The following is a 17,530-nucleotide window of genomic DNA, read 5'->3' on the forward strand; positions in this document are numbered from 1 at the left end:
GGTCACACGTCTTTCAGCCAAGATTTATTTGCGCAGCAATCTGCATGTCAGCGTGCTTTAAAAACGCGCTGCCAATAAAGAATAAGCGAACGAAATCCGCTTAACTTAAGTTTTTCTGCGAATAATTATTGGGTTTTACAGATACTCTGAAATAACGCTGGGCAACACCAAACTTATGAATACGAATTATGATTAGAAACTGTATTTCAAATTTTCCAATCTAATCGAAGCAATATTTATGAATATAATATATTCATAATATCGCCGCCGAAATTTACTTAATAGAATCAGTATTCTATGTTTTAGTTTGAATTAATTATTCAAAACAACAACTCTAATAAATTGCTAAATATAAATTGCGTCATCATAACATCGCCAAAAGAACCACTATTCATTGGCTATGATGCAAACTCTGGCAGCATAGCCTTCACCTGTGGCCGAACGTAATTCAGTCTATGATGCTGTTATGACGCGGTTTTCCGAAACACAGTTCAGAACTTGCAATTGCTGTAAAATTGTTGCCGCTGCAAACAATGCAGTTCACCCTTTACCACTCTGGTTATAATGCTTTACAGGCGCACGCGCTCTTAACCCTTAAAGGACTGAACCAATCATTCAGTGCGCTCTCAAACCGCGAACAGGAAGTTCTTTTACTTGATTTGAATGGCAGTGATGCGCGCCAAATTGTGGTCAAGCTTGGAATCTCGGAAGAGACCGCCAGACCCTATCGCAAACTGGCTTTCATTAAGCCAGGCATGAACACCAAGTCCCGGCTATTTCAAATCATCTTACGCCGAATTATCAATAGAAGAAATATTGAGTAAGCACTGTGCGCGTGAAGGAAACATCCCGCGCACAATATCAGCGGAAAGAATAGGTGCGTTTATCTCGGCGTTTGGGCCCGAATCAAACACATTGAATGTCAGTCACGAACAAATGACTGTAAGATTTTGTCAAATACGCGGAACCGAAACCATGGCTAATTAGTCGTGCAAACGGCTTACCTCAAGGCCTCTGTAAGAAATTTATATTTATATACAAAGCTCACGCGCAGTTTTCTGATCAATGACCAAATGGTCTGCGAAGCCACCTCGAAGAGCAGCCAATGTTGCATCAAGCTTAAAGCCTCCGCTTACGACCATCAGGCCTTCCATCTTCTTCAACAGCGCATGATCAGCGCCAATAATCCGCTCATCCAGATCACCAAGGATAGGTTGCCCTTCAGCATCGATAAAACGGCCGGCAATGATACCAATAGCCCCCTTCCCGCGATAGATTTCGATGTCCTCGACACTGGCAATCTTAAACTGTACGACATGGGTATCTGGCGTACAGGGGCTAAGCGAGAAAATGGATTTATTACAGCTTTGCAGAGCATCAAGCTGCTCCTTGATGATAGGTTCCGCTTTCAAAGCAGCAGCCAATGATGCACTGGAACAGACTGCTGGTGCATTCAAATTGACACAATAGGCTTCAAGCCGGCGCGCTATTTCGGTGGTGCAGCTTTCGGAAGTGTTCAACAGCGGATTGGCAATCGATCCAATCAACTGGCGCACGGTCAGATTTTCAATCGGCCAATGCGGTACATACTCCGAGACAAACGAAATCGTCTGCCCCCAAGACACACCAAGACTGTCTCCTTTTTTCAGGAAAAATGGCAGATACTGCGCCGCTACTTCACAGACGCGGCGGGACAGCATCTCCCCCTCAAGGCCTTCATCCGGCACGACATGCACGCTTTTTAGATCGTATTGCCGCGATAGCTTATCCGCAGTGTCGTTTAACTGATAATGTTCCGGCGCCACCTGGATACAAACGATATTGCGTTCTTTTGCTATCTTGAGATAGCTAATCACCGTCGGCCTCGACAGGGAGAGAATATCAGCAATTTCTCCCTGATTGAGGTTTTTCACATAATACATCCATGCAACTTCGGCGATAATTTTGCTGGACGGATGTTGCGATTTATACATTGATTTTTCTGACTTTATTTTTCGGCCGCGTGAAAAAGAACCTCTTCCGTCATCTGAATATCATCGTCAAGTGAGCGATCCGTCACAAGTCCAAGCTTCGCGATATCCGCATGATAGCCACGAATTGCTTCTTCCGGCTTCGCATTGCCGTCAGCAACGCATCGCATCCATCGAATGAAGGTCGGCTGGTGTTCTGCCAGGTTGATCTTACGACCAAACAAGGCCAGACGTGCACCATATTTTTCGGCCTGCCAGACAAGCTCAAATGTATCACGATGCGTTCCAGCCCCGCCACCGAGAACCCCAACAACGACCGATGAATCGTGACCAGCCAGCTCTTCCAGAGCGGCTGCACCATTATACGCTACTTTGAGAAACTCAGGGCGCTCATCAATTGTAAGGCTCGCAAGTGCACGAACGATACAATCATTCACAAACATGCCGGTTTCAGCAGCCGTGAACCCGATCGCGATGTTTGGGTTGAACACTTCCAGAAAATGCCGTTTGCCAGCGGCACGCGCGCGCGGCCTAAAATCGCGATAGGCTTCAAGCGTTGCCATATCCGCGTCTGCATCATTGTTGAATGTCATCGAGTAAAGGCAAAGATCAGCCTGCGCTTTAGAAAGATCTGTTCCGCTATAGGGTTTAGATAGCGCAGATCGATAAGCACCGCCGCGTATGACACCCCATACATCCGTGGTATCGTTTGCTCTGAAGGCTGGGACGACACCTGTGTCTTTGAACGCATTCTTATTCTGGAGATACTCAATGTTGGATGTCGATGCGAGCATAATGTCTACAACATCCTGTTCGATCAATGCTTCAATCTCAGCCAGAAATTCAGCACGGGACCGATTTCCTATCGCTCTGCCCGTCTCATCACGTTTCACCCCGGCAGTGAGAATTCCGCCTGACAGATCAGCATCCTTCGCGTCAGCGATCAGAAAATCGCCCTTGGTATAGTGGCCCGCCCGAATACGTTCGATCTTCTGGTCATAACGTGTTGTAGTCATTGTCTATTACCCATTCGTGTACAGAAATATTAGCTAGCTTTACGCAGAAGAGAACGTCCATCATCTTTGGAGAAAAGATGGATGCTCTGCGCGTCAATTGAGAAATGGACCGTCTGCCCACTTTCAAGTGATCGGAAAGATTTCGTAAGGAACGACATTTCCTGCCCATCCATGTCTACGATCACCTGTCCCTCACTTCCCATATTTTCAACCAGCACAACGCTGCCAGTCATGACATTCGCATCTCCGGAAGCTGCAATGTCCATTTTCGATGGACGCAATCCAACTTCGACCTGAAGTCCATTTACCAAGCCAGTATATGAATTGACCGGGACTTTCAGGCGAATTGATCCAGAAACCAGCTCCGCAGTCTCGCCCGTTATATGCACTGAGCAATCTCGGAAATTCATCGCTGGTGAGCCGATAAAATCAGCAACAAAACGTGTGGCAGGGCTATCAAAAATTTCAGAAGGCGTTCCTTGCTGTTCGATAGCACCAGCGCGCATCAGCACGATACGATCAGCAATGGTCATGGCTTCGAGCTGATCGTGCGTGACGAAAATTGTTGTTGTTTTCAATTCAAGATGCATACGACGAATTTCCGTCCGCAGCTTTTCACGCAGTTTTGCATCAAGGTTTGAAAGCGGCTCATCAAAAAGGAACAGCTTTGGCGTTTTAATCATGGCGCGCGCCATTGCAACACGTTGTTGTTGGCCACCCGAAAGGTTTTTAGGCTTTCGATCCAGCAACTGCGCCAGCCCAAGCACATCAGAGACCTGCTTTACACGGCGTTGGATCTCATCATTGGGCACTTTCTGCCGTCTTAGGCCGAAAGCAATGTTTTCGAAAACGGACATATGCGGATAAAGTGCATAGGATTGGAACACCATCGCAACACCGCGCTCGCCCGGAGGCAAATGCGTCACATCCCTCCCGCCAATGGTCACAGTTCCGTCTGAAATTTCCTCAAGCCCGGCGATCATACGCAGCATTGTCGATTTACCACAGCCGGAAGGCCCCAGAAAGACAACGAACTCATGATCGTCAATGTCAAGATTGAGATCAGAAATCACGGTGGTGTTTCCGTAAGACTTACGAATTTGGGTGCATTTGATATTTGCCATAATGGGTATCCTATTTGCGACCCGTAGAAACCATACGATTGATGAAGCCCATCAACAGCCCGATGAAAATCAACGGTGGCAACACGAGAATAACGGTCGAGGCGTTGATCACACCCCATGGAACTTCCTTACCGAGCGACGTAATCGAAGCGGCAACGACCGGCAGTGTTGAGTTCTCCGCCGCAAGCGTCAGTGCGAGAAGAAGCTCATTCCAGATGAGAACAAATGTGAAGACCAGCCCGCCAAAAAGCGATGGTGCGGCTACCGGCAAAGCAAACTTCAAAAAGATTTCAGTTTGCGAGCAACCTTCCATGGCAGCAGCTTCTTCAATCTCTTTTGGTACACGCTCAAATGCTGGTACCGACAGCCAGATGACTGTCGAAATCGTCGATATAAGGTAGACGAGGATCAACCCTGTCAGCGTGTCATAAAGACCAGAATCCAGATACAGCACGATGAAAGGTATCGCTATTGCGACAGGCGGCATGAAACGCAGTGACAAGACAAAGAATTGCAGGTCGTCTTTCTTGCGTCTCACATGACGCGCCAGCGTATAAGCCGCAGGTACGCCAAAGAGCGCACCGAGGATGACCGAGGCGCCAACCACTACAACCGAATTAAGAAGCCCGTCTCGGATAGAAGGGTTTTGAAGGATAACTCCAAAGTTTTCTAGAGTCGGACTGAAAAACAGCTTCGGTACAGGTGTGACAATATCTTTAAGCTGCTTAAAGGAACCAAGAACTGTCCATAAAATGGGTATGAGAGCGATCAGGATGATGAGCGCCAAAACGGTACGCGCAACGACGCGCTGGATCAAACCGACCATTTGCGGATACCTCTCCAGATAAGTGTAAAGACAACCGTTGTGATCACCAGCAAAAGAATAGACATTGCAGAGGCATAGGAAACACGTCCACCAAGATTAATACCCGCTTGATACGCGTAAAGGTCGAGAGTCTCAGTCGCTGTACCCGGCCCACCGCCGGTCATGACGTAAATGAGATCAAAGGAACGCAGTGATTCAACTGCCTTTACCAAAGCGAGGCTTATGATTGGCGCTTTCAGCATCGGTAGCGTCACATAAGCATGAATTTCCCACGTCTTGGCATTATCAAGCTGCGCCGCTTCAATCGGGTCCTTGGGCAAGGTTTCGAGAAGCTTCAGCATAATGACTGTGAAGAACAACCCCCATTGCCAAATATCGACAACAGCCACAGAAATTAGTGCCAACGACGGATTGGCGAGAAACTCTATCGGGCCCAGCCCCAGAGTATCCGCAAAATAATTAATCAGGCCAAGTGACGGAGAATAGAGAAACCGCCAGATGAATGCTGCGGCGACTCTTGGCAACAAGACCGGTGCAAGAAATGCGATGCAAATCAGATTGCGGGTTCGCAATGACTTTACATTTTCGAAGATCAACACAGATAGCAACATCGCTATTATCAGCGTACCTGTAACAGTCACTACTTCCCATATGGCCGAGATCTTAAGCGCGTTTAGGAATCGTCGATCGGCAAGAAGACGTTGGTAATTATAAAGCCCAACGAAGTCGTAATCGGCATAACGCAATGATCGATCCATCACCGAAAAATAGATGGCTCCCGCGATCGAAACGAAGGCTAGAATTCCCAGAATGCTGAACGCAGGCGCAAGCGTCCAGAATACGAATCTTTGTTTATGCATTCCGTTGCTCATGAATTTGAAAGCGTATCCGGGTGCCATTCAAGACACCCGGTCTGACCTTTGTTTATTTAACGCGGCGAAGTGCGTCTTCGGCGGTGAAGGCTGCTTCATCCAGTGTCGCCTGCACATCTGTTTTGGTGCCAGTAAACAGCTCCTCAAGCGCAAGACCCAGATTATCGCCGATCTCTGGCCAAGCCGGACTTGCCATGATGAGCAATTGTGTACGCGAGCCCGTCGCAAGGAGAGCATCGATATACTCCTTGGGAACTGCTTTGCTGAAAGCTTCGCTTTTCAGGCTCGATTGCCGACCTAAGTCAGAAGCAATGCCGTCGGATAGTCGGCGGGCTTCCATATCTTTCGAGGTCGCCCAGCCGACAAAATCTGCCGCGACCTTTCTGGTGCATTCATCTTTCGCACCAACTGCGGAAACGGCGAAGCCATGTGCCCAGCCAGCCGATCCCAAAGGCTCTGGCGGAGGAGCATAACCCACCTTACCGGCAACGACAGATTTATCAGGAACTTCCATCCACGGACCGAAGACATCGGATTCGATCAAATATACAACCTGACCGCCACGGAAGGCTTCAACAGCATCAGACCAGCTGAATGTGCCAACCCCCGGAGGGGCGGACTTCAGAAGGTCCATATAAAGTTCGGTTGCCTTAACGCCGATTTCAGAGTTAAACGCAGGCTGATCGCCATCAAGCCACTGGCCGCCAAGTCCGCGGAAAAACGGCGTCCAGCGCCAGACATTCATGCCTGATCCTCGCTGCCCGCGAGCCGCCCATCCATAAAGTTTATTTGCAGGATCGTTGACCGCCTTCACACCCGCAACGAGTTCGTCGAGCGTCTTGGGTACGGACAATCCCGCCTTTTCCAGCACATCCTTGCGATAGATCAGAATGTCGCCGCCACCGACAAGCGGGGCGAAATATTGTTTACCCTCATAGCTTGCGACATTGGCGAGATCCACACGGAAATCCGCAATGTCATATTCTTCAGGCAAGACCTCTGCGAGCGGGTATAGCCAGCCCGCACTGGCATATTCAGGTGTATTGGCCTCGTCTACATAAAGTACCTGATATGCGCCCGCACCGGTTGAAGCATCAAGGCGAGCCTTGGCGCGCCGCTCATTTTCGCCCAGCAGGTTGATTTTAACCGTCGTCTTCCATTTATCGTTGAACTCGCCAACATATTTGTCGAGTTCAGTGACAGATGGCATACCCTGACCAATCACATTAAGCGTGGGCACCTTTCCGACGCAGGCATCGTCATTGGCATTTGCCAGCCCTGCACCGGACAGCAGGTAGACGGAACTCAGCAAAATCATTTTCAGTTTCATTCTCATTCCTCCTCCAAAGAACTCTTAGTGACGTCAAAAATCAGGCAAAGAGACCCGCAAGCTTTTGATCCAGCGTCAGAAACTGGCCATAGCGGTTCTCGTAAAATTCACGCAGTTCAGGGTTTGGTGACGCTGTTCGCGTGATGCGGCACATGGATTTTGTGGCTTCTGCAATGTCTGAATAAAAGCCGGTCGCAACGGCAGCACAAACGGCTGCCCCTAATGCCCCAATCTCTTCCCCTTCGGAAACTTCAACATCCAAGCCGCAAATATCTGCAAAAATCTGTGCCCAGATTTCGCTTTTGGAAGCCCCCCCAGCTAACCGGATTGCAGCAGGCTTCTGGGGGGCAACATATCGCAAAATGCTCTCGCCATGACGGCGATGTTGGAATGCGACCCCTTCAAACAAGGCACGCAGCATTGACCCCTGATCATCAGAGCTACCAAGGCCAATATAGGCGCCCTGACGCGGTGCCGGTCCATTCAGGAAAGGCATAAAATGGCAGCGGCGCCCGACCACTGTGCTCGCAGCGACCAGTTCATTCGCAGTATCGATCGTTATTTGGCCGCCCGCAGCCCGTGAGAGATACCAATTCAAATTACCAGCAGATGTTGGGCTGCCTTCCGCAATCAAGCGACAAGTCCGGTCTCTATGCAACATATTGAGAATGGGTGGCACGTTATTGATCAGACCTTGCGTTTCAACAGCATTTATAGACCATGTTCCAGCAATCATAGTCAAAACATCGCTGCCGATAACACCCGACCCGATAACGCATGAACTGACATCCATCATACCTGCGACAACTGGTGTTCCAGGAAGCAGTCCGGTTTGCGCCGCAGCTTGTGTCGTTACATGTCCGGCAATACCCGAATTATCCACGAGCGATGGCATACGACCGAAAAATGCCGAAATCCCAAGCGTACTGAAATACTCTTCGTCATAATCATTTCGTGCGAGATCAAGCAGCCCCCCGCCGCTGGCATCGGTCGGGTCAGATGCAGCAATACCTGTCAGCTGCATGCGGACATAATCTTTACACGCCAGCGCCCAACGCGTCGTTTTAACGACATCAGGCTCATTGCGAGCGAGCCAGACCAGTTGCATGATTGTTTGTCCACCCCATATACGATGCCCGGTAGCGGTTTCCATGAAGGCTGCGGTGCCGTCTTCTAGAAATGCATCGACAATCGGCTGAGCACGATGATCAACGGAAACAATCCCGTTCCGCGTTCCACGACCATTTTCATCGACAAGGAAGATGCCGTTCCCAAAGCCAGTGCAGGTTATCGCGGCAATCCGCTCAGGTGAAACAACCGTTGATGTCAGCTCACGGATTGCCTGCGCGGTATTTTCCCAAAAACGCTTAGGTTCACGTTCTACCCAGCCATTGTCACGATATACGGTCGTGACATTGACTTCACGAAGAGCGACAAGCTTGCCTCTTGCATCGAAAACGGCTGCCTTTACAGCTGTTCCTCCAGCATCGATAGCGAGAAACAGGTCTCCCATCGTCACACCTCCCTTTATTGGTTCGCGCGACTAACGCGGAATAATTGTCGGCATTGCCAGGCAGCGGGCTATTTCCTCCTCCGCCCATTGCTGATCCAAACCTCTTATATGCGCGAGCGCGTGCCCGATTTCCCGCACCACATTTCGATTGCAACGCCCCTCAAGAACGAGTTGCGTGCGTCGAAGCAGAATATCGTCGAGAAACAATGCCGCTCTAAACTCGACCAGCCAACGGAGCTCACGCTTGCTATAATCGGGAACACCCGCCAGATTTTCATCCACGTCCTCGCTGCAAAAATCGGCAACAGAACTTGCGATCGCCCCGTATCGGGAAACCAGATCTGCGGCGCGTTTTTCGGGCAACCCAAACTTATCCGCGATACATGCCGCAAGCTTGTTTGTTGCGGTTTCATCCCCGGTTAATCCGACAGCACCGAGATATACCCGATCCCGTGTTGCAACGGTTCGGCTGACACGAAGACGTTCCAGAATGAGATTTGCAGCCTGCTCCCCAAACGCACGGAATGTTGTCCATTTCCCACCGATCAGCGATAAAAGCAGCGTGCCGGCGTTCAACTCATCACAGGCAATACGGTGATCGCGATTTGCCTGATTGGCACTGCCAGAACCTCCAGCTTGCAACGGCCGAATTCCGCTCGTCAAAGCGACAACATGGTCGTTTGTGATGTCAATATCGTCAAAAAGATCAGACAAAGCCTGAAGAAGGTAGCTGACTTCTGATGGTGCAACAGAACTATCATCTGGACTCTTGATCTGAATTTCAGTTGTACCCAGAAGAATGGTCTTATCGAGCGGGTAGCAAATAACCATCCGCCCTGTTCCATCATCAAAATAGAATGCACGTCCCGCCATACGCTGATGAAGTTCATCATGACGGAGCAGAACATGGGCTCCCTTAACGGGTCTAATATATTGCGTTTTCAAATGCAGCAGATCATTGACCACATCGACCCAGGCACCAGTCGCATTGACAATTATGCGTGGTTTGATTGATGCAGTTTGTCCGGTAATCGGATCGCTTAAAACCACGCTACCATCAATGTCATAGCGCCAATCGACATGGTTAAGGCAAACCGTGTTCGCATGCGCCTGCATAGCATCGGCGATCATCTCCAGAACAAGTGCCTCCGGATTACGGATTCGGGCATCGAAATAACTGATGATCACTTTGTAACGAGCGGCTATTGATTTCGGAAAACCACGACGCGACAAACTCACACGATGATCCGGCAGCACTTTTTCAATACGACCAAGGAACTCGTAAAGAAAAAGCGCGCCTTTCAAGCTTGCTGCACTAAGAGGACCATTTGCCGCTTTGAAGCCAAGAAAACGCAGGATCGAACCCGCCAAACCACGAATATATCCGGAAAGAGGAACGATTATTTCCAGTGGCTTTGTGAAATGTGGTGCATACTTCAAAAGCAAATTACGTTCGCGCGCAGACTCTGCAACAAGCTTAAACTCTCTATTTTCAAGATAACGCAAACCGCCATGCGCCATGCGCGACGAGGCGCCTGTTGCGCCTTTACAAAAATCACCCTGATCGACAAGCAAAGCAGAAACGCCATTGAGTGCGAGTTCGCGCTGAACAGCCACCCCGTTTACGCCTCCACCAATAATGAGAACATCAAACTCCGGTTTCACCACTAGCCTGCGAAGAGCCTCCTCCCGAAGTCTTAACATCCCGAACTCCTGCTACGCCCTCACACTCTATTTAGATACTTTTTGCGTGATTCTTTATATAAGTCAACCAGCACTAACATTTATAAAAATTGCGTTGCAGGCGCTTTAATAGCAGACGCATAGGCAGAGTGATGTGCTGATGGCATTGCCAAGTTATCTACGTAACGCTTTGAGTGATTTTCGCAGCGGGTTTTCAAGCCGTCATTTCTGCTATGCAATGTGTCCATAAGCAGAAAGCATCTGCCCCTTACATGGCGATATGAGGTGGCAGTGAGATCGTGGCGGCGAGGACGGTATGAGTATTCAATTCTGTTGTTCAAGCCCTTATGAGCGCGATAATGAGAGTCGGGAGCGATAACCTGCATCGGCTTAATATAGCGCTGCCAAGCTTATCTGCCACAAGAACGCGGGCTGACCAGCCTTGAGAAGAAGCACTTAGCGGCTTTCCTATTGCTGCATGTTTGAACCAGAACTTCTGGCGGCGTATCGTCATGACGACCTCATTCAGATGCCACTTGCCATGCGGCCTTGGCCGGTCTTTGCGAAGACAATTTGCACGATGGCGGCCAAAGAGATTGATCCTAAGACGGACTGTTTCCCGGCCGGCAATCACACCGCGATCGGCAAGTAGGTCTTCCACATCGGCTGCGTTCAACGCAAACCGGTGATAAGCCCCTACTGCATCAGCAAGAATTTCACGCAGAAATTAAAAACCCTTCAACCGGGGGAAAAGAACTCGGTACTTGCATGTCGCTTCGATACCGGAAACCCCAAGGTCAGACCACTTGGCAATACCTCTCGGCATCATGACCAGACTTAACAAAAGGTTATTCTTGATAAGACGATAGAATTATCTGTTCGGTGGTTACCTTATCGACTGCTTCTTTCGAATACAACAACGGCACCATCAGTCCTAAACGCCAGTTTTCCACTAGGTCTTGATACTGTCGCGATCCAGGCGTTCCCGACTGTCCGGGATTGTTCACAAACAAACTGTTATCCCATTCACCCACATCAATGATCATCCGGACGGATGGGCCAGCGACAACCGAGAAGTCATGTAAGCGGTATGTGGCATAATTAAGCGTTGAACTGCTGCCGCCCAGCGGAATCGGCTTCAGTGACCAGTCCTCGTCGGTCAATGCTTGTAAAGGATGGCGCAGTTCAAGCTTATGAATGTCGCCCCATGCCCATTGCGTAGCATCTGCTCCCATCAAAGAAACGCATTCAGCCCAAGCATCTGCGAGACTTTGTTGTATGATGATCATGTGTTCATTCGTTGGATTAGCATTTTCCAGCCAAGCGACGATGCTCGGCGCGTCAAAAGGCATGAGCAACGGTATAACTTCTGGAGCAGCCCCCTCAGCTTTTGCGATAAGTGGACCAAGGTATTTACTAAACCACACCTCAAAAAGTGCCGCGGGTGCAGATATTACCGACAGGTTCGCATCCCAATCACGAAGAAGCAGCCACGTTTGATCATCGTTGTTCTGGAAGAGCGCCTTGAGACGTTTCAAGACCCGCGCGGCAATGGGCGAAAAGGTTGACGCTTGCAGGCGCGCGCAGTCTTCCAGCGATATTGGTGCATCGCGGGATAGCTCCCAATGCAAGGTGTCATGGCGGCTGCTATCCAGCCATTCAAAACCAATGGCCGGATTGTTGGCGGTCCACACATCAGGCACATTCATGGCATTGGCGGTCGCGATAAAGCCGCGTTGCGGGTTAACTTCAACCGGGCCAGACTGCGGCGCCAGATAGCCCTTCCACTCATAGCGTCCATCCCCGGGAACAGGTAAAAGCCCGTCCCAGTTCTCACGAACAGGTGTGGCGCCTGAAGGCTTCCATGCGATTGCGTTGGTTGTATCTGCATAGATGTGATTGACCGATGGGCATCCCCAGCCATCGAGCGCGCTGGCATATTCGGCATAGGTTTTAGCACGCATGACCGACAGGCTGGCCATGTAAGGCGCCATGCCCGCATCCATCCAGACGGTGCGCAGGCCAAAGGCACGGTTGTTGGCTTTATCCTCATAAAGCACTGGACCATGCCGCGTGAATTTGAGTTCCACGATCTGGTCAGGATAGCCTTTGACGGGGATGTTTTCAGTAATCGTCGTGACCTTCTCCCAACCGCCCTGATAGACATATTGGTCAGGGTCGTTTTCATCTGTCTGATAAACGTAGATATCTTCCTGATCGGCTCCAAAAATGGTGAGGCCAAAGGCAGCGGTGCCGTTATGACCCAGGGAAATTCCGGGAACCATTGGCTCGCCTGCGCCGATCACATCAAGGCCCGGCATAGTGAGATGAACGACGTAGCGGATCGATGGCAAACCATGGGTTCGGTGGGGATCAAGTGCCAGTATCGGCCGCCCGGTCGTGGTCTTTTCAGCTGCGATTGCCCAATTATTGGAACCCTCTTCAAAAGAGGCGCGCGCGATGTCGCCGGACGCCGAAACAATCGTCCAGAGGCTGGCTTCATCAAGCGTTGCAGCCAATCGTTCTTTGGAGAAGGTGGCAGGGCTGACAGCAAGCTGGAAATCACGCAAAACTCTGTCTGTCATGATGTTGGGGTCAAAGCCTTCAACCGGCTTTGGCACCACGCCATGCGACAATTCCTTGCGCAACTGATCAAGCTTTGCGCCCAGTTCAATGCCCGCCTTGGCCATGACTTTCGAGCGCAAAAGCTCCGATGATGCATTGCGTGTCAGTGAATGGGTGCGCACGCGAACCACATCTTCAGCACGCCAATGATCAGGCTTGTGCCCGAGCAGAGAGAACTCCGGCGCAAGTGACCTCTCACCCGCTTCGCAGGCATCGATATAAGCGTTGATTCCTTCGGCAAAGGCCGAACATATTTGCTCCGAATCCGGCCCGTAAGCCTTCCATTCCGGTGCCATATCGCCGCGATAAAGCAGCAGACGTGCGGCCCTGTCCTGTTCAAGATAACCGGGACCAAAATCACGCGCCAGCAGCCCAAGCCCGCGCTTGCGCGCAGTATCGATCTGCCACAGCCGATCACGCGCGGCATTGAAGCCCTGCGCGAAAAACAGATCATGCAGGTTCTCCGCCCTGATATGAGCGACACCCCATTGGTCGACATTGATCGTGACATCATTGAGCAGGCCCGCAACGTGGGCTGCTGTTAATCCTGTATCTTCGGCCATGGCCGCACCTGTTCTATTTATGCAAGCCCAAGAAACAGACCCGCATGAAGGCGGGCACGTTCAATCAGACTGTCTTCGAAAATATGCTCGCCCAGCGTATGCAGGCCCTCGCCGCGCACACCGATGGAGTCGATCGTTGGAACACCGAGCGCACCAGTAAAATTACCATCCGAGCCGCCACCAGAACTCTGAGCGGTCATGGTGAAACCGATTTCTTTTGCGATATCATTCGCAAAATTGAAAAGCTTCATATCCTGCGCCTGCCCCGGCTCCCAAACCGGACGCGTGACGCCACGGGTGACGATCAATTCAACCCCGTCTTTTTCTCCGCCAAGCGCCATGATGCGCGCAACGCCGTCTTCCAGATCTTTTTGCGTTTTGGCCATGCTCAGTGCTTCCGCATTGCAGCTTGATGAGACGCAATTGACCCACTGGCCCGCCTGAATAACACCAACCGAGAAGGTGCAATCATCTGTCGTCAGCGCTTCGATCTCAATAATTTTTTCTGCCATACGACGGATTGCCGAGCGGCCTTCTTTGAGAGCCCAGCCTGCATGGCTTGGCTTGCCGACAGTCTCAAGATTGAAACGCGCGATTGCATAACGGCCAACGACCGCGCCACCATCACGCAGTGCTGGTTCCGGCACCAGCACATATTTGTTTTTGAGCGCTTCCTGCTCAATCAAATCGCGCGTCGAAGGCGTGCCGACTTCTTCATCCGGTGTCAGCAGGAACGTAACGGGCAGCTTTGTTGCAAGCCCACTCCGTGCGATCTCACGCATGGCTTCAAGGGCTACGAAGTTGCCGCCCTTCATATCCTGAATGCCGGGGCCGTAAAGTTTACCATCCTCGCGGCGATAGGGATTGATGTTGATCACACCGAGCGGATGCACCGTATCAAGATGGCCTGAAACCAGAATGCCCGGCTTGCCCTGATCCTTGTGGGGGAAACGGGCGCGCAGAGATCCGCCGAAACCCATGCGGCCCGGAATGAATTCAATTGTGGCCCCTGCCGCTGCGAAATCATAGGCTGCAACCTCGACCATGCGGTTGACGGCGCTCGCATCAAAAGTCGGGCTTTCCGTTTCAATCCAAGGGCGCAGCCGTGCGATCATATCGTCGAGGTTAAATGGAAATTCATGCGTGCTCATGCTGCTAAGTCCTTGTTTACTGGCAGGCGGGTTTCAACAATCCGGGCATAGATCGACGCGCCAATCGGCAGCGTTTCAGGCTCAAGCACAAAAGCAGGATTATGCAGCGCAGCCTTGCCGCCATGCATGACATTGATGTAGGCACCCGGAACACGCGCGAGCATGTCGGCAAAATCCTCGCTGCCCATAAAGGCCGGACAATCGTCACTCACATTGTCTTCACCCAGCACATCGCGTGCTGCCGCCATATAGGCATCCGACAGCTCATGGTCGTTGCGCAGCACATCAAAGACGTTGCGAAGATCAACATCGACCGTGATGCCATAACCCGCTGCCACACCGGCACAGATTTCACGGATACGGCTTTCCGCGAGATCGCAGACCCGCGGCTCGAAATAGCGGATGGTGCCAGTGATTGTCGCCACTTCAGGCACAATATTATAAGCACTGCCAGTATGAAACTGCGTGCAGGAAACCACGCAGGCATCGGTTGCCGGAATGTTGCGCGATACAATGGTCTGCAACTGTCCGACCAGATCCGCACCAATCACCAGCACATCGCGGGCATTGTGTGGCTGCGCTGCATGGCTTCCCTTGCCGGTCAGCTTAATATCGAAGAAGCTTGCACCTGCCATGGCCGCACCCTTGCGGATAACCGCTTTGCCGAGTGTGCCCATCGGCTGATTGTGCATTCCGTAGATTTCATCGCAGGGAAAGCGGTCAAATAGGCCTTCGGCAATCATGCCGCGCGCGCCACCAAGCCCTTCTTCAGCAGGCTGAAACACAAAAACGGCTGTGCCTTCGAAGTTGCGCGTTTCTGCAAGATATTGGGCTGCACCAAGCAGCATGGTTGTGTGTCCGTCATGCCCACAGGCATGCATCCGGCCGGGGTTTTGCGACGTATAAGAGACGCCCGAAATCTCATCGATCGGCAGCGCATCCATATCTGCGCGCAGGCCTACGCGGCGATTGCCTGCATTGCGGCCTTTCAGGATGCCGACAACACCTGTCTTGGCGATGCCGGTATGAACCTCGTCAAAGCCCCATTTTTCCAAAAGTCCTGCTACAACGCCGGAAGCGTGCTGTTCCTCAAAACCAATTTCCGGGTGACGATGCAAATCTTCGAAAACCGCGCGCATCTCGCCGGCTTTCTCCTCAATAAACGGTATGATGGGCATAATTTCATTCCTGTCTGAAACACTGAAGATAATCAGGCGGCGGGGCGTCCCGCCGCAAAATCCCAGAAGCGACCGGGAGCCGCTTCAATCAATGATCGCGTATATTCATGCGAAGGTTTGCCAAGCACATCGGAAGCATTGCCCTGCTCGACCACCTGTCCACGTTTCATCACCAGCACCTCGTCGCAAATCTGCGCGGCCACGCGCAGATCGTGGGTGATGAAAATGATCGCAATGCCGGTATCGCGCTGCAATTCGGCCAGAAGTTCGAGAACCTGCGCCTGCACCGAGACATCAAGCGCAGACACCGCCTCATCGGCCACCAGAATATCCGGTCGAAGAGCTACCGCACGCGCAATGGCAATACGCTGTCGCTGGCCACCGGAGAACTGATGCGGATAACGCTTGAGTGAATCTTCCGGCAGCGAAACGATCTTCAAAAGACGCTTTGCTTCAGCGACCGCCTCTTCATAGGGAACACCATAATTGACCGGGCCTTCCGTCAGGCTTTGCTCAATTGTCCAACGCGGGTTCAATGAGCGGAACGGGTCCTGAAACACGACCTGAAGCTTCTTGCGGAACGGCTTCATTTCACGTTTTCCCAGATGGGCAATATCGCGCCCGTCCACGACGATTTCGCCTTCCGTCGGCTCGATCAGACGCATGATAGAGCGGGCAACAGTGGTTTTACCGGAACCGGATTCACCCACGATGCCGAGTGTTCTTCCGGGTTTGAGTTCAAAATTCACATCATAGGAGGCTTTAACGCCCGGTTTGGTGCTGAACAACCCGCCGCTTTTATAGGTCATACCAAGGTCGTGAACACGGATGACAGCTTCCCGTCCCTGTGGTTCGCGCGCCAATCTAGGGGTAAGGCTTGGCACTGAGCCAAGCAGGTCTTTGGTATATTGCTGCTGTGGTGATGTCAGAACATCACGGATTGTGCCACGCTCGACGATTTCGCCACTGCGCATAACGCAAACACGATCAGCAATTTCGGCGACCACACCCATATCATGGGTGATAAACAGCACAGCTGTTCCGTGTTTTTCCTGCAATTCCGCAATCAGGGAAAGGATTTGTTTTTGGGTGGTCACATCGAGTGCCGTCGTTGGCTCGTCAGCAATCAGAACCACGGGCTCCAGAATGAGCGCCATGGCAATCATGATGCGCTGACGCTGGCCGCCTGAAAGCTGGTGCGGATAGCTCTGATAAATCCGCTCCACATCCGGCAGATGCACCTGCTCCATGATGTTGATGACTTTGGCACGCTTGGCCTCTGACGAAAGACTGGTATGAACATCCAGAACTTCCGTGATCTGCTCACCCACCCGCATAACAGGGTTGAGTGCAGTCATCGGCTCCTGAAAAATCATGGAGATACGTGTTGCACGCATCTTTTTCATGTCCGCAGCCGAAAGCTTAAGCAGATCAGTACCATCAAGCCTGATTGCTCCTTCTTTGACCAGAAGCGCATCTTTCGGCAAAAGGCCCATGGCGGTGAGCGACGTCACTGATTTGCCAGACCCGGATTCGCCCACAAGACAGACGGTCTCCCCTTTGCGAATATCAAAGCTTACGCCCCGCAGAACGGGTGTGCCGCCCGGAAGCGCCACAACAAGATTTTCGACATCCAGAACGACTGGCTCATTTGTGAAATCACGATTGCGCAGTTCCAT

13 protein-coding genes and 2 pseudogenes are annotated in these 17,530 nt (G+C 51.4%); 1 reads left to right on the forward strand and 14 read right to left on the reverse strand.

Annotation, left to right across the window (positions count from 1 at the left end):
- Nucleotides 1-533: 533 nt before the first annotated feature.
- The gene (locus ABE527_RS18735; protein WP_499697920.1) at nucleotides 534-824 is read left to right on the forward strand and encodes a LuxR C-terminal-related transcriptional regulator; all 291 of its coding nucleotides are present in this window, start codon (nucleotides 534-536) and stop codon (nucleotides 822-824) included.
- Nucleotides 825-1,031: 207 nt separating this feature from the next.
- Here the strand turns inward: ABE527_RS18735 and ABE527_RS18740 are convergent, their stop codons facing one another.
- From ABE527_RS18740 to ABE527_RS18805, 14 genes and pseudogenes are all read right to left on the reverse strand, one after another.
- Complete coding sequence (locus ABE527_RS18740; protein WP_499697921.1) at nucleotides 1,032-1,973, reverse strand: sugar-binding transcriptional regulator; 942 nt, start codon at nucleotides 1,971-1,973, stop codon at nucleotides 1,032-1,034.
- Nucleotides 1,974-1,987: 14 nt separating this feature from the next.
- Nucleotides 1,988-2,986 (reverse strand): hypothetical protein, encoded by a 999-nt coding sequence (locus tag ABE527_RS18745; RefSeq protein ID WP_499697922.1) that lies wholly within the window; start codon nucleotides 2,984-2,986, stop codon nucleotides 1,988-1,990.
- Nucleotides 2,987-3,015: 29 nt separating this feature from the next.
- Complete coding sequence (locus ABE527_RS18750) at nucleotides 3,016-4,110, reverse strand: ABC transporter ATP-binding protein (RefSeq protein WP_499697923.1); 1,095 nt, start codon at nucleotides 4,108-4,110, stop codon at nucleotides 3,016-3,018.
- Between the two features lie 10 nt (nucleotides 4,111-4,120).
- Entirely contained in the window at nucleotides 4,121-4,936 is an 816-nt protein-coding gene (locus tag ABE527_RS18755) for a carbohydrate ABC transporter permease (RefSeq protein WP_499697924.1), read from the reverse strand.
- A complete protein-coding gene (locus ABE527_RS18760) occupies nucleotides 4,924-5,796 on the reverse strand; it encodes a carbohydrate ABC transporter permease (RefSeq protein WP_499695300.1) in 873 nt (290 codons plus the stop codon). Before ABE527_RS18760 ends, ABE527_RS18755 begins: the two co-directional genes overlap by 13 nt.
- 64 nt (nucleotides 5,797-5,860) lie before the next feature.
- On the reverse strand, nucleotides 5,861-7,138 hold the full coding sequence (locus ABE527_RS18765; protein ID WP_499697925.1) for an ABC transporter substrate-binding protein: 1,278 nt from the start codon (nucleotides 7,136-7,138) through the stop codon (nucleotides 5,861-5,863).
- Nucleotides 7,139-7,178: 40 nt separating this feature from the next.
- A complete protein-coding gene (locus tag ABE527_RS18770; RefSeq protein ID WP_499697926.1) occupies nucleotides 7,179-8,651 on the reverse strand; it encodes an FGGY-family carbohydrate kinase in 1,473 nt (490 codons plus the stop codon).
- A gap of 30 nt (nucleotides 8,652-8,681) precedes the next feature.
- A complete protein-coding gene (locus tag ABE527_RS18775) occupies nucleotides 8,682-10,355 on the reverse strand; it encodes a glycerol-3-phosphate dehydrogenase/oxidase (protein ID WP_499697927.1) in 1,674 nt (557 codons plus the stop codon).
- Nucleotides 10,356-10,642: 287 nt separating this feature from the next.
- A pseudogene (locus tag ABE527_RS18780) lies at nucleotides 10,643-10,764 on the reverse strand (IS6 family transposase); the annotation flags it as partial.
- Between the two features lie 62 nt (nucleotides 10,765-10,826).
- Nucleotides 10,827-11,104: pseudogene (locus tag ABE527_RS18785) on the reverse strand (transposase family protein); the annotation flags it as partial.
- 78 nt (nucleotides 11,105-11,182) lie between these two features.
- Nucleotides 11,183-13,522, reverse strand: coding sequence for a penicillin acylase family protein (locus tag ABE527_RS18790; RefSeq protein ID WP_499697928.1), 2,340 nt, complete (start codon nucleotides 13,520-13,522; stop codon nucleotides 11,183-11,185).
- 17 nt (nucleotides 13,523-13,539) lie between these two features.
- On the reverse strand, nucleotides 13,540-14,673 hold the full coding sequence (locus ABE527_RS18795) for a M20/M25/M40 family metallo-hydrolase (RefSeq protein ID WP_499697929.1): 1,134 nt from the start codon (nucleotides 14,671-14,673) through the stop codon (nucleotides 13,540-13,542).
- Nucleotides 14,670-15,851: a M20 aminoacylase family protein gene (locus ABE527_RS18800; protein ID WP_499695306.1), complete on the reverse strand. Its 1,182-nt coding sequence runs from the start codon at nucleotides 15,849-15,851 to the stop codon at nucleotides 14,670-14,672. Before ABE527_RS18800 ends, ABE527_RS18795 begins: the two co-directional genes overlap by 4 nt.
- A 32-nt stretch (nucleotides 15,852-15,883) precedes the next feature.
- The gene (locus ABE527_RS18805) at nucleotides 15,884-17,530 is read right to left on the reverse strand and encodes an ABC transporter ATP-binding protein (protein WP_499697930.1); all 1,647 of its coding nucleotides are present in this window, start codon (nucleotides 17,528-17,530) and stop codon (nucleotides 15,884-15,886) included.

Origin of the sequence: Brucella sp. TWI432, assembly GCF_039674445.1 — a bacterium.
Lineage (GTDB): Bacteria > Pseudomonadota > Alphaproteobacteria > Rhizobiales > Rhizobiaceae > Brucella > Brucella chromiisoli.